We start from the raw sequence: 19,896 nt of genomic DNA, 5'->3' as shown, positions 1-19,896 counted from the left end.
TATTTCAAAGTAAAATATTAAACTTTGGAAACTGATAAAGAATCATCAGCAAAAACTATCTGTAATTTTTTACTATTTTTTGCTTCTTTAGCTGTCATTACTAAGTTTCCCTCGTCATTTTTTACTAGAGCGAAACCACGTGCCAGAACTTTTTTATAGTTTACGCTTTCTAATAGACTACCAGAATTTTCTAGTTTTCTCGCAGTATAATCCAGTTTACGAACCGTTGAACTATATAATCTATCACTTAAATCATTTAGCTGTTTATTATATTTTTTAATATCGTTTACTAAGGTTATAGGACGTAAAGCACGCTCTATTGAGAACAGCTTATCTTTTTTTGTATCAAGATTACGCTTAGTAAAAAACTCAAGGGTTTTGTGCAGAGAAACCAGCTTTTCTTGCCTATTATTTATATCATTTATTAAAATATGTGGACGCAGATGCGCCGACATTAAAGTTAATTTTTGTTGCTTTATGGTAAGCAAAGTCGGAAGGGAAGAAACAAGCCTTTCCGACCAATCGTCCAGCCTTTGAGTAGCGGCTTGTAATAGCTGCATTGGCTTGGGCAAGCCTCTTGCCATGCCATTTAATTTTTCACTTCTTTGAGTAATAAGGCGTGATATAGCGCTATCACCACGCAGCGACAACTGTTTTATGCCTAAAATAAGCTCGGAACGTACCGGAACGGCTATTTCCGCCGCTGCTGTTGGTGTTGGCGCGCGACGGTCAGAGACGTAATCTATTAAAGTAGTATCGGTTTCATGACCGACGGCGGAAATAAGTGGGATAGAGGAATTCGCCGCAGCCCGTACCACTATTTCCTCATTAAATGCCCACAGATCCTCTATTGAGCCACCACCACGCGCGACGATCAATAAATCCGGTTTTGGAATTTTAGAATCATGGTCTAGATTGTTGAAAAAATTAATAGCAGCGGTAATTTGCTCGGCTGCCCCCTCACCCTGAACAGCTACTGGAAATACCAGCACACGCAGCGGAAAACGCTCAGAGATACGATGCAGTATATCACGGATAACCGCTCCTGTGGGTGAGGTTATCACCCCTATTACCTGCGGCAAGTACGGCAATTTCTTCTTACGCTCTGGCGCGAACAGCCCCTCTTTTTCTAATTCAGCTTTACGTTTTTCCAGCAGTGCCATAAGCGCACCAACACCGGAAGGACGCATGGAATCAACTATAATCTGGTAAGATGATCTTCCGGCGTAAGTAGTGACTTTTCCGCTAGCGACTACCTCCAACCCATCTTCTGGCTTAAAATTAAATTTTCCGGCAACACCTCGCCAACAAATAGCGTTTATCACCGCTGAACTATCTTTGAGGCTGAAATAAACATGCCCTGAACTCGCTACTTTCCAGCCGGAGATTTCGCCTCTGAGACAAACCCGTCCAAACCGATCCTCCACCATATTCTTTATGGAGCTAGAAATCTCACTAACCGAGTAAACTATCTGGTTGTGACCTATATCTGGTATTGTTTCTGGCATATCACGAGCAATAACATATAGAGTTTCAAATTTTTAATGGCTATAGTGGAGACTGTAACATAATTTATGAGGCATTCAATGAGTAAAGTTTTAGTAATTGGTAGTGGCGGCAGAGAGCATGCTATTTGCTGGCAGCTTGGCAAATCACCGGAAGTTAAACAGGTTTTTTGCGCAGCCGGTAACGCTGGAATTACCGCTGACGCGATCTGTATTAATATATCAGCGCCTGACGAGATAATAAATTTCTGTAAAAGTGAGAATATAGAGCTGGTGGTGGTAGGTCCTGAGCAACCGCTAGTTGACGGGCTTGCCGATATTTTACGTGAAGCGGGACTTACCGTGTTTGGTTGCAGCAAAAGCGCGGCGCGGCTTGAAGGCTCAAAGATATTCATGAAAGATTTATTCAAGAAATATAACATCCCAACCGCCGCTTATGGAACATTTACTGATGAGCGACAAGCTACCCTTTTTCTAGCTGGAAAAAATTTTCCGATAGTTATAAAGACCGATGGGCTTGCCGCCGGTAAAGGAGTGATAATAGCACAAGACGAGAAGGAAGCGACAGAAGCGATAGAAGGCATGTTTTCCGGCAGGTTTGGAGAAGCTGGAAGTAATATAGTAATTGAGGAATTTTTAGATGGTAAAGAAATCAGCTTTTTTGCTCTTTGTGATGGTAAAAAAGCTGTAGAGTTCGCCTGCGCGCAAGATCATAAGCGGGCTTATGATGGCGATAAAGGTCCTAACACTGGCGGGATGGGTACTTATAGCCCAACACCACTTGCCACCCCTGAAATCCGCAAGGAAATAATGGAAAAAATAATCAATCCAACCATAAAGGCGATGGAGGCTGAAAGTTGTCCATTTACAGGAATATTATTCGCCGGTTTGATGCTGACAAAAGACGGCGTAAAAATCCTTGAGTATAATATCCGTTTTGGTGATCCAGAGGCGCAATCTATGTTACTGCGATTTAATGGCGACCTATTCAAACTGCTGCTTTCCTGCGCTCGTGGAGATATTGAGGAAAAATATCTGTCATTTAGTGATAAAGCCGCGGTTTGTGTGGTAATGGCGGCTAAGGGCTATCCGGCTTCTTATGAGAAAGGCAGTGTGATTAAGGGACTTAAAGAAGCTGAAGAAGTAGATGGCGTAAAAATATTCCACGCTGGAACCGCTGAAAAAGACGGTAATATTATAAGCGTGGGCGGACGAGTTCTAGGAGTGAGCGCACTGGGCAATGACATCAAGGAAGCGCAAAAAAGCGCCTATAAGGCTGTGGATTTAATTGACTGGAAAGATGGTTTTTGTAGACGAGACATAGCTTGGCAGGTAGTTTAGGAGAGTTTACAGTAAGTAGTTTTAATTTACTATATATGTTTATTCCTCTCGCAGATGTTTCTTTATAAGTGGCATTTGCAGAATGGTGAAAATTATGGTTAGGGTAAACATCCCGAACACCTTAAAGTTTACCCAAAAATCCTCAGAAAAATTGCGCCAAATAAATTCATTAAGAGCGGCTAAGAACAGGAAGAACACCCCCCAGCGCAACGACAACAGCCGCCAACCTTCTTCGCTAAGCTTGAAGGCGCTATCCATAGCGTATTTAAGTAGTGATTTCTTGAAATAAACCCCACCAAGTAGCAGGGCGGCGAATATCATGTTAACTATTGTCGGTTTCATCTTAATAAATGTTTCATCATGCAACACTAATGTCAACGTTCCGAATACGGAGATTATTATGCCAGAAACCAGTGGCATTATAGAAATTTTCTTTTCCTGCCAATATGTTACAATAAGCGAAATAATAGTCGTTACCATTATAGCAGCAGTAGCGACAAATAGGTCAAAAAACTTGTAACAGACAAAAAATACGGCAAGAGGAGCGATGTCCAAGAGCATTTTCAATTTAGGATTCATATGTTTATCACTCATTAACCTGTTGCCTATAATATATATTATGTTACAATCACCACCTATTTATAACTAAATGGAATAATTAACCAGCATAAAATATATAACCTTTTACGCTGGCTTACCTGCAAACAATAAGAGGTTAAACTTTGGAAACATCTGTTTTAATAGTTGAGGATGAGATCGCGATTGTAACACTGCTACGCTATAATCTTGAGCGTGAGGGGTTTCGGGTATTTTCCACCGGTGATGGTGAGGAAGCTCTGGATATGGTTAAAGACTGTAAGCCGGATATTATCGTGCTTGACTGGATGTTACCATCAATGTCTGGAATCAATATCTGCAAACAGTTACGCTGGAGTCCTGACACTAAAGGTATACCAATTATAATGCTCTCGGCGCGTGGTGAGGAGAGCGACCGGATAAAGGGTCTGGACGCGGGGGCTGATGATTATCTGGTCAAACCGTTTTCTCCCGCTGAGCTTATCGCTAGAATACGCGCGGTATTTCGTCGTTTCCGTCCGGCGCTTTCGGAAAAGACCTTGTCTTTCGCTGGCATTAAAATGGATGTGTCTAGTCATAAAGTCACCCGCAATGATGTTGAGGTGCATTTAAGCCCTACCGAGTTCTCGCTACTTCGCTACCTACTGGAACATCCTGCTAGAGTGTTCTCTCGTGAGCAATTACTGGACGCGGTGTGGGGACATGATATTTATGTTGAGTTAAGGACAGTTGACGTACATGTGCGCCGCCTGCGCAAAGGGCTTGATTATGACGGCAACCAGCCGGATCTTATTCGCACTGTACGCTCTGCCGGTTATGCGCTGGAAGAAACACCTGTTGACAATTCAGAAGAAAGTACTGATGAAGTTTAATTGACAGATAATGTTTTTGTAATAATCAGCCAGAGATATATCTATAAATTAACAAAACCTTAACAAAATCCTATTTATTCTTCCGCACAATTCTATTATAATGAGCGGATGCCTGAAGAAGAAATAAGAAAAAACAGAGATATAGAGATAGACGAAGATAATATCCGTCATTCTCTGGAGCGAGCTATCGCTGCACAGCTTGTCTTGACAAGAAAATTTTTGTCCGCTGATACAACCATACCTATGCCAAAACAAGGCTATACTGATTCCGCAATAAAAAAATTCGTGGATGACACCATAGAAATAACCGATAGTTTTAGTGAAAAGAAAAAGAATAAAATACGCTCTCTATATGTCAAGATACTGTCTGAGTTTCCTCCCTGGCAACAGGCTTTTATTATAGAAAACCATCAAAGAGCTACTTTCGGGACACTCAATGATATACATCAACTGAATAATGATAAATCCAGAAAAACTATTGGTTTCTTTAGAGAATATGATTCAGCATACGTATCTGATTTCTAACCCTGAATTGGTGCATAGTATAACCAGTCACGAAATGGGGCATAGATTTGATTATGGTTCATGGACTATTCCACATCTGAGTAACACATCTCTGAGACAAATCAGACAAATGGAATGAAGCATTGGAAAGAAGAGAAAAGAGGAAATGGCTGGCGAGGGGAAGCAGCATTAGCGGAAATAAATCCGGAAAGAACCATAAGCAGGCATCTTAAAACACACTGGGTTACAAGCCATCGGAATTTCCGCGTGAAGCGATGGCGGAGATGACCAGCAGTATATAATCAAGCTTACAGGAAATTCGGTGGAGACGCAAAAAAACCAATGAGTTAATGGCAAAAGCCTATCCGGAATTACATTTCCAGTATATAGGGACCAATTCATACCACGCATTGTTGGAAAAGTAACCAGTATATCAGAAAATATAACGAATGAAAAATTAGCTGATAAGATAAAAAAATATAGTGATAAATGATATTACCGAAATAAATCTGAATCACTCACCGGTAAAGGAAATAGATTTCCCAATTCTGATGGCACTGCCTCTAAAAGAAAGGCTATTGAATCACACTATTTATTTAGTGATCGCTCTTTAAATGAAGCTAAATCAAGTGTTAAAATCACATGGAATAGATGTCACATTTGTGGACATTGATCTTAAAAATCCCAGCAATTATAAACAATATCTGGTTTTAATAATGATGCCGATGCGGCAAAATTTGCCGCACTGAGAGAAAGCGGCGAATTATTTAAAAACCCTGCCTGAAATTCAAAAGACGTGCCGGTGGCGGTGTTCTTATGTATGGACCACCGGGTTGTGGAAAAACCATGATCGCGCGAGCTTTAGCCAATGAATGCAACGCACAGTTTATAGAGGCGCGCGCCGCTGACATTCTTGATCGGTGGCAAGGAGTCGCGGAAAAGAAAATTGTGGATATATTTGCCCAAGCTCGCTCATCAAAGCCCGCTGTGCTGTTCTTTGATGAAGTTGAGGCTTTAGCGCAACGTCGCCAATCAGAATCAACGGTAAATACAATTGTGTCAACACTCCTTAACGAGATGGCGGGAGTAGGTGATAATAATGAGGGACTTTTATTTTTGGGAGCGACTAATGTGCCGTGGTCTTTAGACTCAGCGTTTCGTCGTCCTGGTCGTTTTGATCGTACAATATTTGTGCCTCCTCCTGACCGTATTGCCCGTAGCTTTATATTAAAAGACTTGCTTAAAGATCGCCCTGTTGTAAGCGACCTTAATCAAAAGCTAATTATTGAGAAAAGCTCTGGATTTTCAGGCGCGGATTTAGCGGCTCTTGTTGAAACGGCTGTGGATTACGCGATTGATGAATGCAATGACGGAAGTGATATAATTCCACTTTCCAACTCTCATTTTCAGGAAGCTTTTACTGAGATAAAGTCTTCAACTGGAGAATGGCTTGGTCTTGCGAAAAGCTATAGTGAATACGCTAATAAGGACGGATCATATGATGATTTGCGTAATTTCCTAAAAAAATACGGCTAGAAGCATACAGTTCACCCCCACTTAACTTCTGGTGGTAGTGACATAAGTATAGCTTCTGTGTTACCTCCAGTCATCAGCCCAAAACGAGTTCCACGATCGTAAAGCAGGTTGAATTCCACATAACGCCCACGCTTCGCAAGTTGCCACTCTCTTTGTTCTTGCGTCCATTTTTCCTGTATATGACGACGCACCAGTTGTGGATAAATATTGGCGAAAGCTTTTCCTACTTCCTGAGTAAAAGCAAAATCATTATCCCAATTACCTGTATTTATGTAATCATAGAAAATTCCACCAATGCCACGTGGTTCATTACGGTGCTTTAGAAAAAAATACTCATCACACCATTTTTTGAATTTACCATAATATTCTGGATCAAACTTGTCGCATACATCCTTAAAAGCGACGTGAAAATCCTGCGTGTCCTTCTCAATCGGATACATTGGAGTTAAATCAGCCCCACCACCAAACCAACTTTTATAATTTATGTTTACCTCCGTGAAGGCCTGCTGGCTTTCACATGAGGCGTGTTCAGGACTAACTCGGTCTACTGGTCGTGTTTTATGTTCGCCTCCGGTATTTCCTACTGGAAATCCCATGAGGCATTGCTCAAGGCTGACTCGGTCTATTGACCTGTTTATGTTTTGCTCCCGCGAAAGACTACTTTCTTTCGCATGGAACACAGCTTCGCTGGCTGATGGCTCGTGTGGTCTGCGGACCACACCTTCTTGCATATCTTCCGATTCAGAGATAGCAGATTTATCGCTTACTACGATCATTCTGGTGTTCATGTGGACAGCGGGAACTAACGGCGAACACATATGGGCGACCAATGATATTCCACTTGCCCAGAAGTAAGGTTTATCCGCAGCTCCGGGAATTTCCTTACGCATAATCCCTGAAAATTCACCATGTACTGTAGAAATATTTACTCCTACCTTTTCAAACACCCTGCCCTTCATTACCGACATTTCACCGCCACCACCTTCGTCACGCTGCCAATTTGTCCGCGTGAATCGCCCAGCGGGAAGTTCACTAGCAGTGAGTTCATCCTCTAACTTTTCAAAACGTGCGCATATGTCATCACGTAAAGTGCGAAACCATGAAGCGGCTTGCTCTTTTCTCTGTTCTATTTTTTCCATAAATTTAATTCCTATCAGTTAATCTGCCTCAAAGACTCGCCTAAGACCATAGCAGCGGCAAGTGCTATATTTAGCGAACGTGCCCCTTCTTGCATTGGGATTTTAATTTTGGCAAACACATCCTTATCTATATAGTCAGGAACTCCTGATGATTCACGCCCTAATAGCAAAATATCATTCTCCTCAAAAGTAAAATCTGTATATTTGTTCTCAGATTTGGTGGTAAGCAATATTAAACGATTATCTTTTTGCAATGATTTGAGAAATTTTTGCCATGACATGTGCCTTATCATATCCACATGCTGTCTATAATCCATCGCCACACGTTTAAGTTGACGATCGTTCAACAAAAATCCACACGGCTCTATAATGTGAAGTTTTATGCCAAGACAGGCACATAGACGCATTATACTGCCGGTATTTTGCGCTATATCAGGTTCAAATAGAGCTATACTTATCATTAAAACAACACTCCAAATTGGCTTTTATTCCTTAAAAACTCCGTATAATCCTAGTAGCATAAAAAACTGTTTTGTAAAAATTGACTTAATTTATTGAACTAATAGTTGAAACTTCATAATGTTTTGTTATAGAAAGCTAATTAGTAATGTCTATATACATATTATTAAGTAGAATATCATGAGTAATACACCATCAAACATAGATAGTAATGAAAAATCATGCGGTAGTACCCGTCGTGATTTTATGGCTCTTACCGCAGGAGCTATGGCGGCTGTTGGCGGGGCAAGCGTTGCTTGGCCTCTAGTTGATAGCATGAATCCATCGGCTGACGTTCTTGCGCTTTCCTCAATTGAGGTTGATCTGTCACCGATTAAAGAAGGTCAGACCATAAAGGTTAAATGGAGAGGAAAACCAATATTTATTCGTCATAGAACAGATGAAGATATAGATGAATCAAGGAAGGTGCCTCTTGATGAGCTGAAAGACCCACAAAAAGATGAAGATCGCGTGCAAAAAGGTCATGAAAAATGGTTGGTGATGGTTGGTGTATGTACACATCTTGGCTGTATTCCTTTGAGTGGGGCAGGTGACTATAATAATTCTGATAATGGTGGCTGGTTCTGTCCATGTCACGGTTCACATTATGATACCGCTGGTCGTATCCGTAAAGGTCCTGCTCCAAAAAATCTGGATATTCCTAAATATAGTTTTTTAAGCGATAATCGTATTAAGATTGGTTAAAAATAATGGCTCATAAACAAAAAGAACAACAAGCTGGGATTAAAGGTTGGATTGAGTATCGCCTACCGGTTTTCTCATTTCTGGATAATAGTCTCGGCAGTAAATATCCAGCGCCACGTAATCTAAATTACTGGTGGAATTTTGGCTCTATAGCGGGGATCTGCCTAGTTATGCAGATTCTGACTGGTTTGTTTCTTTCTATGCATTATACCGCCCATGTTGATATGGCTTTTGGTAGTGTTGAGCATATCATGCGTGATGTTAATTATGGCTGGATGATGCGCTATGCTCACGCGGTCGGTGCGTCTATGTTCTTTGTAGTGGTGTATATTCACATATGTCGTGGTTTATATTATGGATCATACAAAGCTCCACGTGAGATTTTATGGTGGTTTGGCCTTGTTATATTCTTACTTATGATGGCAACCGCTTTTATGGGTTATGTGCTGCCATGGGGACAGATGAGCTTTTGGGGAGCTACGGTTATTACTAATCTTTTTTCCGCTATTCCCGGAGTTGGTGAGTCTATCGTGACTTGGTTATGGGGAGGTTTTTCTGTAGATAACCCCACTCTTAACCGTTTTTATTCATTGCATTTTCTGTTGCCGTTTGTAATTGTTGGCGTGGTGGTTTTACATATATGGGCACTACATGAACATGGCTCAAATAATCCTCTTGGCATAGATGTTAAAGGTTCTCAGGATACCGTTCCCTTCCATCCTTACTATACCTATAAGGATTTCTTCGGTTTTGGTGTCTTTTTCATGGTGTTTGCTTGGTTTGTGTTCTTTTCGCCAAACTCACTAGGACACCCAGATAATTATATTCCTGCTGATCCTATGGTGACTCCGGCTCATATCGTTCCTGAATGGTATTTCTTGCCTTTCTATGCTATTTTACGGGCTATTCCTGATAAGCTTGGTGGCGTTATCGCTATGTTTGGCTCAATACTTATCATGTTTGCTTTGCCATGGATTGATCGTTCAAAAATACGTAGCGGGACTTTCCGTCCACTGTTCAGAAAGTTGTTTTGGTTGTTCATTGTCAATACCATAATGCTTGGTTATATGGGTTCACAATCTGCTGATGGTCATACATGGGGACTAACCAATACTCTTGTTAGTCAAATTTGTGCTTTCATTTATTTCGCTTATTTTCCTCTGCTATGGTTTATCAGTGGTAATGAAAAAACCCTACCGCTCCCTGAAAGCATAAGTTCAGCGGTGCTTAAGTCTAAAAAAGAACATCATTAATTGGATAAGCTATATGAAAAAGTCAGTTTTAACAGCAGTATCATTAATAGCTTTAGGTGTAAGCGGTAGTGCCGCATTTGCCAGTGGAGATAAAGCTATCCCCAAAAAAATGGTATGGGAGTTTGATGGAATTTTTGGTCATGTTGATAAGCAATCCGCTCAACGTGGTTTTCAAGTTTATAAGGAAGTGTGTTCCGCCTGTCATGGTCTTGGACGTATCTCTTTTCGTAATCTTTCTGACATAGGATTTTCTGAGGCTGAAATTAAGGCTCTTGCCGCAAGCTATCAGGTAAAAGATGGTCCTAATGATGAAGGTGAGATGTTTGAAAGAGCTGGGAAACCGTTTGATTATTTTGTCCCTCCTTTTCCTAATGAAGAAGCTGCGCGGGCGGCTTATAATGGTGCTTATCCACCAGACCTTAGTTTGATAGTAAAGGCTCGTCCTGACGGGGCGAATTATTTATATTCATTACTTACCGGATATGGGCAAACTCCACCGGAAGGTGTGCATATAGCCGATGGTCAATATTATAACCCATATTTCGGATATCATGTTGGAATAGCTATGCCGCCGCCTCTTGCTGAGGATCAGGTTGAGTATAGTGATGGAACTAAAGCTAGTGTTGAGCAAATGGCACGTGATGTTACTACTTTTCTGCAATGGGCTGCGGAGCCAGAAATGGAATCACGTAAACAGATGGGTATAAAGGTTCTGATTTTTCTAGCTATATTTACCATGTTCATGTATATAGCAAAGCGCAATTTGTGGAAAAAAATTCACTAGATAATTTTATTGTACTGGATAATTAGGTACTGTCTGTTTAATTATACTAATTATATATACTAAAACATTAATTTTTAGCTGGCGGATATTTTGAGATTAATTTCGTTTAATCGTTATATAGCAACAGGAGTTATTTCAACTGGCTCCCTACTGTTTATACCTTATCCATCTTCCGCTATAACTGTCTCCGTTGGCACAACACCGGCTCCGGTTTTTAGTAAAACAAAGATAAAATCTGACTCAAAGCATGATACAAAGCAACCGGTTCTACTTACAGCCAGACAAGTTGATTATGACAAGGAAAGATCTTTAGTTTCAGCTAGTGGTAAGGTTGAGGTAGTACAAGGTGAAATAATACTACTTGCTGATCATATTATTTACGATCAAAAGGAAAATGTGGTTACGGCAAGTGGCAATATAAGCGTCTTGGAAGCTTCTGGAAATGTTGTATTCGCTGATAAGCTTGAACTTAAAGATGATATGAAAAAAGGGGTTATAGGTCAATTCAAAGCTAGACTTAATGATGACTCTTTATTTGCCGCAAATAGCGCGAAAAAAATTAACGAGAATGTTACAGAACTACATCAGGCGGTATATTCGCCTTGTAAAGTATGTCGCTCAGAAACAGAGGAAAATTATCCTCTGTGGCAATTAGAGGCTGACCACATAGTTATAGATAAAGAAAAGCAAAAAGTTTCCTATGAGAACGCTTTTATGGAAATTTATAACATACCTATTTTTTACACACCTTATTTCTCTCACCCGACACCGGGAGCGGATAATAAGAGCGGTTTACTCGCTCCAACTCTAAAGCAATCGACCAATCTGGGTACTGTATATAAACAGCCAATATATTATAGTATAGAAGCGGATAAAGACATTACTGTTACACCGATATATACATCACTGGAAGGACCTGTATTGGATGGTGAATACCGCCAGCTATTTAACAATGGCACGCTAAATCTGTCAGGGAGTATTACCAAGCCGCAGACTCGTGACGCGGGAGGGGTGGTTTCAAAAGGACAGGATATACGTGGACATTTTAGTGGTGAGGGTCATTTCCACACTAAGGATAAAACTAATCTTGGATTTAGTATAAATAAGACCAGTGATGATACTTACTTAAGACGTTATGATATTAGTGATGACTCATTTCTGACCTCTAGGATATACGCTGAAAAATATGATTTTATCGGGGATAATAAGCTAAAAAATCATATGCGTAGCGCCTTTGACATTCAAGCCTTAGAATTTGATGGGCTTACCGCAGATGATGATAACAGAATATCTCCACGTATTTTGCCTTTAGTAAACTTTGACTGGCAATCAGAAAAAGGGGAATATGATGATAGATTTCTGATAAACGCTAATATTATGGCTCTTACTAGAAGGCAGGGTACGGAAAGTCGCCGCATATCAACTACCGCAGGATGGAATCTGCCATATATCACTGAGGATGGGCAGATAATAGAATTAAATGCGGCAGTACGTACTGATCTATATTGGATAGATGATTTTACACTCGTAAACGGTAATAACTTTAGTGGAAAAACTACCCGTGTATTACCTAGCGCCTCAGTCACATGGCGGTATCCATTCATAAACAACTTAGAAAATAGTAATATACTTATAGAACCTATAGTAATGCTGGCAACTAGCGCCAAAAGTGGAAACTCAGGTAAAATACCAAATGAGGATTCCAGTATACCTGAGTTTAACACCAGCAATCTATTTAGTCCCAACCGTTTTGCTGGCTATGACAGGGTGGAAACTGGAGCGCAAGCTAGTTATGGGATAAGGGGACACGCGCAATTTCCTGATAATAAATATGTAAATTGGTTGGTAGGTCAGCATTATCGTCGTGATACTAACAATAATTTTCCATATTCCAATAATAGCAGCAATAAATTTTCTGACTATGTAGGGAATATAGGTGTATATTACGACCCATTCTCGGTATCCTATAGAACACGTCTTGATAAAGATAGTCTTGCCTTTAACCAAAATGAGGTAAATGCCTTATTTAATTATTATCCGGTATATTTAAGCTCTTCTTATCTTTCTCTTAAGAATGATCCCACTCTACAAAATAGGGAGGAGATAAGTGGAGCGCTTGCCATAAATCTTACCAAACAGTGGATATGGGGAGTAAGCGCTACGCGTGACTTGCAAATAAATGATATTAGCAACGCTTCCACTAGTTTAACCTTTAATAATGAATGTATTTATATTACTAACAGCTTCGGTAGAAACTATACTTCAGATCGTGACATTAAACCATCTACCACTTACATGTTTCAAATATCATTTAAGAATCTGGACTAAGATATGGCTGATATTCGTAAAAAAACTAGCAAGATATTATATTACGGCTGTATTTCGTTATTCGTAGCCATTAGTCCGTTCTGTATTCATAAAACTCAAGCTAAGGAAGCTGCCTCTCTTAAAATAGAGGCGGTTGTAGGAGAAAAAATAATATCATCTTTTGATGTGGATAGCCGCATAAAATTTATAATAAAAACGACGGGGTTGCCTGATAATGCGGAGATGAAGGCGAATATAAGACCGCAGGTAATAAATACTCTTATTAATGAATCACTCCAACTGCAGGAAGCGGAGAAGAATAATATAAAAATAGATAAAAATGAGGTAGAGCAAGCTATTCGTACGATAGAAGTTCAACGGCAGATTCCTGAGGGAGGAATATTATCTATGTTGAACAAGCACAAAGTGCCCTTAGACACCTTCAAAAAACAGATAAAAGCACAAATAGCATGGAGCAAATTATTGAATAAGAATATAAGACCACTCATAAAAATAAATGATGAGGAAGTTAAGTTTATTCAGAGCTATTCTTTTGCTGAACAAGAAAAAAACATTAAGGAAATCAAAATATCGGTTATTAATTTACCTGTAGAAAACCCTAAAGATGAATTGAAAATAAAAAATCTCGCGGAAAAGTTATTTTATGAATTACGCAGAGGGGCTGATTTTCACGCGATAGCAAGACAATTCTCAGCAAATAATGATATATCAGCCTTTTGGATACGTCCTGAACAATTAGAGCCAAACATAGCGGAAGAACTAAAATCTACTGCCAAAAAAGGAGCAGTGACTAGGCCTATTCGTACAGAAAATGGCTTCAATATAGTAAAGATCATTGATATAAAATCAACAAAAAAAGGGCTTCCAATAGATTATGAGATTACTTTAAAAGAAATACTATTTAAGCTTTCTCCTGACTCATCTGATGAAGAGAAAAGATCGCTTACCAGAGTCGCTGAGCAAATTATGAAAAATCCTGGAAAATGTGACTCTAAAGAACTGGAATATACAGGAACATCTGGTGATTATAGGCCTATCGTAAGCATACAGAAATTGAAAATGTCACAACTTTCCTCAGCGTTAAAAGCGATAGTAAAAAACTTGGAGGAAGGTGACATATCTACGCCTTTTGCCAGCAAACAAGGTGTACGTATGTATATGCTATGCAGCAAAAAACAATCTTCTAACAGCCTGATAATGCTAAGTAAAATAAAAGATAATTTGTTTAGACAGAAATTTGAGATAGAGGCAAAAAAATATTTGATAGATTTACGTCGCAAGGCGTTTATTGAGGTGAGGGAGTAAAGTTACGTTAATTTTTACTGGCTCATGCCAGGGGTATTTATTATTATGCTATCTTCTGTCTTCACCCTAAAAAGCTACGACAAAACAAGGCGCCACGCGAAGCACACACTTACGGCGCGTGCTTTGATCGTGTCCATTCTCAAGCATCTGCTTGAGGGCAGACGCACTATATAAATTATTATTTTACAATTGGTTATATGTGTTTTGAAGAAAATTAAACAATTTGTAACAAAATCTTCTTAAATTTATCATTTACACCCCACAAATATTTAATATATGATAATCTTGTTTGCTTCGCGGTTTTTCCGCATTTTGGGAGTAAACCTTTTTATTAGTGGATTATCCACAATTTTTATTAAACCTTTTTGTAAAGGAAGTTTTTTATGAAAACTAAAACCAAAGAGCTTGCTCTTACTTGGCAAGTATCGCTTCTAGTGATGCTTACCGCTATAGTAGTGATGCTACCTGATATGGCATTCGCTACTAACACCGTAATTGGTAACATGATGTGTACAGTTGTAGGCTGGTTCACCGGAACTACCGGTCAAGGTCTTGCGACAATAGCGATCATAGTCATCGGTATCGGTGCCCTTATGGGTAAAGTATCTTGGGGTATGGCAATTATCGTAGGTCTTGGTATATCCTTGATCTTCGGTGCTAGTGCCCTTGTTGGTGCTTTAGGTGGCAATGCGGTTGGTTGTCCATAATCAGTTTGTTTTACCGACAAAAACCTGCTGGGGGAAACTCCAGCAGGTTTTTTTGTATACAAATTAAACCTCTACCGTAGGTGCATGGCGATTGCATTTGGGTATCAGGCACTGAACATGACACTGTCATGCCGTCTTTATGACGGCATCCGGTTGTGAAAAGCAGAGCTTTTCACTGGATTGCTCTGCAACCTACCAGACCCCGCTAACCACGTACGGGGTGACATTGTATCCAAATGCGATTGCCATGCTCTGACTATGCAGACTTATTCAATAGAAACTATTAACACTTAATCAAAACACTTCTAGTGGTTCAAGCGCAGCGTTACAAACTACCACATCAGGTGGTAGTCAATGATTTATGCCTAAAACTCTATTTTTTATAATTACTGTAAGTGCCAACTATAATTCCTTTGGCAATGCTATTTGCCGCTATTTTATTAGCTAGCTCCTCATTACTTGAAACATTATCCGTATCTAATTTTTCTGTATCAAGGGCGTAGATAGTAAAATGATAATTATGAATACGGCTATCATTCCATGGTGGGCAAGGTCCATCATATCCTAAAAATTCTGTTCTTGGCTTATCTTTCATGAAAGAAGCGTAATCGTTTATCGCTGGAACACCTCCATTTTTATAGGAAAAAAGCTCTTTTCCCGCTGATAAGTTTTGCGCTATATTCTTCCCCTCACCTTCTTTCAATTCTGTCACTGAGACTGGTATATCAGTTACTATCCAGTGATAAAAATTCTTACGAGGAAAATCTTTCGCTATAACTTTCCCTTCCTTGTTAGCGTCATCAAATTTAGCGGGAACATCGGGATCCACTACAATTAAAGCAAATGATTTAGTCGCTTTAGGCGCTCCAGACCATGATATATGCGGACTAATATTAGAAGAAGGCTCTGCTTTACCCTTGCCGTCCGCTTTACAAAAAGCAAATTTCTCGGCTATTCTGGCTTCATGCTTTATATCATTTGAGGTGACAGATATTATAGACTCTGCGGCTATAGACTGTGAAAATGGGTATATACACGCTGTAAATAACAAAGTTTTGCTAGTAAATTTTTTCATAAATAATCCTCTAATAGCTGATTTAGGATACGATATTGATTGAATTTCCGACAGTAAATACTATATATAACATAAATGTCATTAATTATATTATAAAGTAACGCTATGTTTATACAGACTGAAGAAACACCAAATCCACAAACCTTGAAATTTATTCCTGAAAGTACCGTGATGGAATCAGGAACCGCTTTTTTTACAGACCCGAAAGACGCGACAGTTTCACCACTTGCCACTGAGTTGTTTTCTATTGATGGGGTAGAAGCTGTATTTCTTGGCAATGATTTTATTACAATAACCAAAAGCGAAAATGAGGATTGGGAAAGTCTTAAAGCTCCTCTACTTACCTGTATCATGGATTTTTTTGTAGCTAAAAAGCCTGTGATGCTGTCAACAGAAAAAAACAATATATCAGATAGCGCTAGTAATTCTGAAGATGATGAGATTTCTCAGCAAATTCGTGAGCTTATTGATACTAGAGTACGTCCAGCAGTCGCTCAAGATGGTGGAGATATTATTTTTCGTGGATTTAGCGATGGTATAGTAAGCTTGGAAATGCATGGTTCTTGTTCTGGCTGTCCGAGTTCCACAATTACCCTAAAAAATGGTGTTGAGAATATGTTAAAACACTATATACCAGAGGTGATAGCCGTTGAAGCGGTATCCGCTTAGGTAAATCGTTCACGGTCGTTACCTACAATACTATTGTTAAGGACAATTTATGATTCTTTCCTTTTTTCACAAGAAAACGGAATTTGACTTTATGGGCAAGCGCTGGATAGGCTTTGTTCTGTCAATTATTCTTACCATTGTTTCAATTGGATTACTGTTTAGCAAAGGGCTTAATCTTGGTATTGACTTTACCGGTGGTATTCTTATGGAAATCCACAGTGAAAAAAAAATTGACCTAGCGAATGTAAGAAAATCTTTATCAGAAGGTGAATTTGGGGAAATATCCTTACAGAATATAGGAGATATAGAAACCGGACGTGATATAATGATCCGTGTCCAAGTGTCCGAGACTGATGAACAAGCGAAAGTAGTGACGGCTATAAAAGAAATACTAGAAAAAAATATAGCTGAGGGAATTGACTATAGAAAAATAGATTATGTAGGACCAACCGTTGGAAAAGAGCTAATAAAATCCGGTATATTGGCGGTTTCCTTAGCGTTTATTTGTATAATGCTCTATATATGGTTTCGTTTTGAATGGCAGTATGGAGTTGGGGCAATACTAGCTCTTTTCCATGATAGTGCCATGATTATTGGTTTCTTTGTAGTAACACAGCTTGATTTTGGGCTTACCGCTATAGCAGCGATACTCACCATAATTGGTTATTCGATAAATGACTCTGTGGTTATCTATGATCGCATAAGAGAGAATATGCGACGTTTCAAAAAGAAGTCAGTTTTTGACCTTATCAACATAAGTATAAATGATACTTTGTCACGTACCGTTCTTACCGCTGGAACTACCCTTCTTGCAGCGCTTGCTCTTTTATTATTTGGTGGAGAGGTAATAAAAGCGTTTTCAGCGGCTATGGTTTTTGGGGTAATCATAGGAACATACTCTTCTGTATATATTTCCGCTCCTACCCTTATCTATCTCAATCTACGACCTTCCCTAGAAAATGATACGGAAAATATGAATGATAAAAAATGAAAATTTTTCGTGATATTAGCGCTATACCAGAAAAATATAAAAACTCGGTTGTAGTACTGGGTAATTTTGATGGCTTACATCTCGGACATCGTTCTATAATAGAAAAAGCTAGGAAAATAGCTGACAGCAGAAATATTCCACTTACATTAATGAGTTTTGAGCCACACCCTAAAGAATTCCTACAAAAACTTAAAGGTAATAACAGAGAACTAGCTCAAGAAAAAATCAGAATTTTTAACGTAAGAAGCAAACTTTCCGTGATAAAATCTCTTAACGTGGAAGCCATTTTTTTAGTTCGTTTTAATAAAGAATTTTCCGCTTTAAGAGCGGATGAGTTTATAAAAGATATAATTGTTAATAAATTAAACGCCGCTTACGTGATAACCGGTCAAAATTTCTACTTCGGCAAAAACCGACAAGGAGATAAAAATCTTCTTGCTGAAAAAGCAGCTCTTTTTGGTTTTCAGTATGAAGATTGTCCGCAAATTATGGATGATAAGAATAATATAATATCATCTAGCGCCATACGTGATTTACTTAATGGTGGTGAGGTAAAAAAAGCGAATAAATTACTAGGGCAACCATACCACATAGGCGGTAGAGTTATACAAGGAAATCAGCAAGGAAGGGGGCTTGGATTTCCCACCGCTAATATTAAAATTGATAATCTCTTTATTCCTCTTAAAGGAGTTTATGCGGTAAAAGCTCATATATATGATAAAAACTCATCTGGAAGATATGTTAAGTATAACGCGATAGCTAATATAGGTATAAAGCCCACTTTTGGTATTAGTAAGCCAGTTTTAGAAATTCATGTTCCTGATATTAATATAAATCTCTATGGTAAATTTATATGCGCTGAATTTATTGATTTTATACGGGAGGAAAAGAAATTTTCTTCCTTAGAGGAACTAAAAAAACAAATCGCGAAAGATTGTAAGCAAGTAAAAGAATCTATATTCGTATGAAAAAAAATCCTATCAAGGTTATTATCGCTCTTGCTATCGCCACTATTATTTTCACTTTAGATCAGTGGAGTAAGACCGCCATATTAGGATGGCAGGAAGTCGTGGATGGAAATGTAATAAAAGTAACATCTTTTTTTAATTTTATTCTGGTTTTTAATCGCGGCGTAAGTTTTGGTATGTTTTCTGAACATAACCAGCCATTGCTACTGATATTAGTAGCAATGGTAATTGTACTTATTCTACTTGTATGGTTGTGGGAAACCACCTCTATGGCTACTGTATTTTCAATAGGATTTATAATAGGAGGCGCTGTTGGCAATGTCATGGATCGCATATATTACGGCGCGGTAGTTGATTTTCTTGATTTTCATATAAATAACCTGCACTGGCCAGCTTTTAATATCGCTGATAGTTTTATATTCATAGGTGTTGTAGTTTTATGTGTTTATAGTATGTTCTTTGAGAAAAAATTTTAGGCTAGGTCATATTATGAAAATTTCTTCTATATTTCCAATAACTTTAAGCTGTAGTGTTTTTTTCCTCGCTTCCTGCGGTGGTAGTGGAAGCACTATAAAAGAAACTCTTGGTATAAACCGTACCTCACCTGATGAGTTTCAGGTTGTATCAAGGCCACCTCTCTCGGTTCCTCCACAATTTAATCTACGCCCTCCTTCTGCTATTTCTACTTCTCCCACTGTTGTATCGGCGGATATGAAAGCGCAATCGATAGTAATTGGCAACGAGCCAAGAAGGAACAGCTTTGAGCTAGACGAAATATATTCAGACACCGCTGTAATGCCAGTAAGCTCTCGTTCTTTATCGGGTGACGATAAGGCGAATTCAGGGTTTTTACAAAATATTGGTGTCAGCAAAGCTGATCCCGATATAAGAGAGAAATTAATAAAACAAGAAATCGTCACCAGACAACAAAAAGAAGAATCTAGCTGGTGGGATATTTTCTCATATGGTACGAAAAAAGAAAAGGCGGTATTGGTTGACGCTGACGCTGAGAGAAAACGTATTGAGGATAATAGCAAAAAAAATAAGTCGATAACCGAAGGAGAAACTCCAACTGTAAAAGAAAAAGACAGGGGTTTACTTGGTGATCTATTCGGGTGGTAATCGTTACAATATAAAGTC

The 19,896-nt window shown here is 39.0% G+C and carries 19 protein-coding genes and 2 pseudogenes; 15 read left to right on the top strand and 6 right to left on the bottom strand.

All coding sequences use genetic code 11. The features are described from left to right. Positions 1-17 precede the first annotated feature (17 nt). Positions 18-1,508, bottom strand: coding sequence for an exodeoxyribonuclease VII large subunit (gene xseA / locus R3D71_00455; GenBank protein MEZ5690119.1), 1,491 nt, complete (start codon positions 1,506-1,508; stop codon positions 18-20). A gap of 78 nt (positions 1,509-1,586) precedes the next feature. Between xseA and purD the strand changes: the two genes are divergently transcribed. Continuing rightward, positions 1,587-2,846, top strand: coding sequence for a phosphoribosylamine--glycine ligase (gene purD, locus R3D71_00450; GenBank protein MEZ5690118.1), 1,260 nt, complete (start codon positions 1,587-1,589; stop codon positions 2,844-2,846). Positions 2,847-2,885: 39 nt separating this feature from the next. On the opposite strand, the gene R3D71_00445 is transcribed toward purD, so the two are convergent. After that, positions 2,886-3,440: a septation protein A gene (locus R3D71_00445; GenBank protein MEZ5690117.1), complete on the bottom strand. Its 555-nt coding sequence runs from the start codon at positions 3,438-3,440 to the stop codon at positions 2,886-2,888. Positions 3,441-3,568: 128 nt separating this feature from the next. Between R3D71_00445 and phoB the strand changes: the two genes are divergently transcribed. From phoB to R3D71_00430, 3 genes are all read left to right on the top strand, one after another. Next, positions 3,569-4,294 (top strand): phosphate regulon transcriptional regulator PhoB, encoded by a 726-nt coding sequence (phoB, locus tag R3D71_00440; protein MEZ5690116.1) that lies wholly within the window; start codon positions 3,569-3,571, stop codon positions 4,292-4,294. A gap of 108 nt (positions 4,295-4,402) precedes the next feature. Further along, the gene (locus tag R3D71_00435; GenBank protein MEZ5690115.1) at positions 4,403-4,819 is read left to right on the top strand and encodes a hypothetical protein; all 417 of its coding nucleotides are present in this window, start codon (positions 4,403-4,405) and stop codon (positions 4,817-4,819) included. A 795-nt stretch (positions 4,820-5,614) separates the two neighbouring features. Next, positions 5,615-6,334 carry an ATP-binding protein gene (locus R3D71_00430; GenBank protein MEZ5690114.1) on the top strand — a complete coding sequence of 240 codons (720 nt, stop codon included), beginning with the start codon at positions 5,615-5,617 and terminating at the stop codon, positions 6,332-6,334. A gap of 11 nt (positions 6,335-6,345) precedes the next feature. On the opposite strand, the pseudogene R3D71_00425 reads toward R3D71_00430, so the two are convergent. The 3 genes and pseudogenes from R3D71_00425 to R3D71_00415 all read right to left on the bottom strand — a co-directional run bounded on the left by R3D71_00425 (position 6,346) and on the right by R3D71_00415 (position 7,934). Then, positions 6,346-6,810: pseudogene (locus R3D71_00425) on the bottom strand (coproporphyrinogen III oxidase). A 285-nt stretch (positions 6,811-7,095) separates the two neighbouring features. Next, positions 7,096-7,473, bottom strand: a pseudogene (locus R3D71_00420) (coproporphyrinogen III oxidase). 14 nt (positions 7,474-7,487) lie between these two features. Further along, positions 7,488-7,934, bottom strand: a complete 447-nt coding sequence (locus R3D71_00415; protein ID MEZ5690113.1) for a tRNA (cytidine(34)-2'-O)-methyltransferase — start codon at positions 7,932-7,934, stop codon at positions 7,488-7,490. Positions 7,935-8,112: 178 nt separating this feature from the next. On the opposite strand from R3D71_00415, the gene petA reads away from it, so the two are divergent. The 6 genes from petA to R3D71_00385 all read left to right on the top strand — a co-directional run bounded on the left by petA (position 8,113) and on the right by R3D71_00385 (position 15,053). After that, the gene (gene petA / locus R3D71_00410) at positions 8,113-8,676 is read left to right on the top strand and encodes a ubiquinol-cytochrome c reductase iron-sulfur subunit (GenBank protein MEZ5690112.1); all 564 of its coding nucleotides are present in this window, start codon (positions 8,113-8,115) and stop codon (positions 8,674-8,676) included. A gap of 5 nt (positions 8,677-8,681) precedes the next feature. After that, positions 8,682-9,929 carry a cytochrome b gene (locus tag R3D71_00405; GenBank protein MEZ5690111.1) on the top strand — a complete coding sequence of 416 codons (1,248 nt, stop codon included), beginning with the start codon at positions 8,682-8,684 and terminating at the stop codon, positions 9,927-9,929. A gap of 13 nt (positions 9,930-9,942) precedes the next feature. Next, positions 9,943-10,713: a cytochrome c1 gene (locus tag R3D71_00400; protein ID MEZ5690110.1), complete on the top strand. Its 771-nt coding sequence runs from the start codon at positions 9,943-9,945 to the stop codon at positions 10,711-10,713. Between the two features lie 90 nt (positions 10,714-10,803). Beyond that, on the top strand, positions 10,804-13,041 hold the full coding sequence (lptD, locus tag R3D71_00395) for an LPS assembly protein LptD (protein ID MEZ5690109.1): 2,238 nt from the start codon (positions 10,804-10,806) through the stop codon (positions 13,039-13,041). Between the two features lie 3 nt (positions 13,042-13,044). Then, positions 13,045-14,346: a peptidylprolyl isomerase gene (locus R3D71_00390; protein ID MEZ5690108.1), complete on the top strand. Its 1,302-nt coding sequence runs from the start codon at positions 13,045-13,047 to the stop codon at positions 14,344-14,346. 383 nt (positions 14,347-14,729) lie between these two features. Continuing rightward, a complete protein-coding gene (locus R3D71_00385; protein MEZ5690107.1) occupies positions 14,730-15,053 on the top strand; it encodes a TrbC/VirB2 family protein in 324 nt (107 codons plus the stop codon). Between the two features lie 373 nt (positions 15,054-15,426). Here R3D71_00385 and R3D71_00380 read toward each other — a convergent pair whose 3' ends face one another. Further along, positions 15,427-16,128 (bottom strand): YbhB/YbcL family Raf kinase inhibitor-like protein, encoded by a 702-nt coding sequence (locus R3D71_00380; GenBank protein MEZ5690106.1) that lies wholly within the window; start codon positions 16,126-16,128, stop codon positions 15,427-15,429. 105 nt (positions 16,129-16,233) lie between these two features. On the opposite strand from R3D71_00380, the gene R3D71_00375 reads away from it, so the two are divergent. Genes R3D71_00375 through R3D71_00355 form a run of 5 tightly spaced genes read left to right on the top strand, consistent with a single transcriptional unit; the run spans position 16,234 to position 19,878 of the window. Next, on the top strand, positions 16,234-16,797 hold the full coding sequence (locus R3D71_00375) for a NifU family protein (protein MEZ5690105.1): 564 nt from the start codon (positions 16,234-16,236) through the stop codon (positions 16,795-16,797). Positions 16,798-16,846: 49 nt separating this feature from the next. Further along, positions 16,847-17,788: a protein translocase subunit SecF gene (gene secF, locus R3D71_00370; GenBank protein ID MEZ5690104.1), complete on the top strand. Its 942-nt coding sequence runs from the start codon at positions 16,847-16,849 to the stop codon at positions 17,786-17,788. Then, positions 17,785-18,756 (top strand): bifunctional riboflavin kinase/FAD synthetase, encoded by a 972-nt coding sequence (locus R3D71_00365; GenBank protein ID MEZ5690103.1) that lies wholly within the window; start codon positions 17,785-17,787, stop codon positions 18,754-18,756. Before secF ends, R3D71_00365 begins: the two co-directional genes overlap by 4 nt. Then, the gene (gene lspA, locus R3D71_00360; GenBank protein ID MEZ5690102.1) at positions 18,753-19,232 is read left to right on the top strand and encodes a signal peptidase II; all 480 of its coding nucleotides are present in this window, start codon (positions 18,753-18,755) and stop codon (positions 19,230-19,232) included. Before R3D71_00365 ends, lspA begins: the two co-directional genes overlap by 4 nt. Positions 19,233-19,245: 13 nt before the next feature. Next, positions 19,246-19,878 carry a DUF3035 domain-containing protein gene (locus R3D71_00355; protein MEZ5690101.1) on the top strand — a complete coding sequence of 211 codons (633 nt, stop codon included), beginning with the start codon at positions 19,246-19,248 and terminating at the stop codon, positions 19,876-19,878. Positions 19,879-19,896: the final 18 nt, after the last annotated feature.

It is taken from the genome of Rickettsiales bacterium (assembly GCA_041396965.1).
Classification (GTDB): Bacteria; Pseudomonadota; Alphaproteobacteria; order Rickettsiales; family SXRF01; genus SXRF01.
This window is presented reverse-complemented; position numbering and strand designations above follow the sequence as displayed.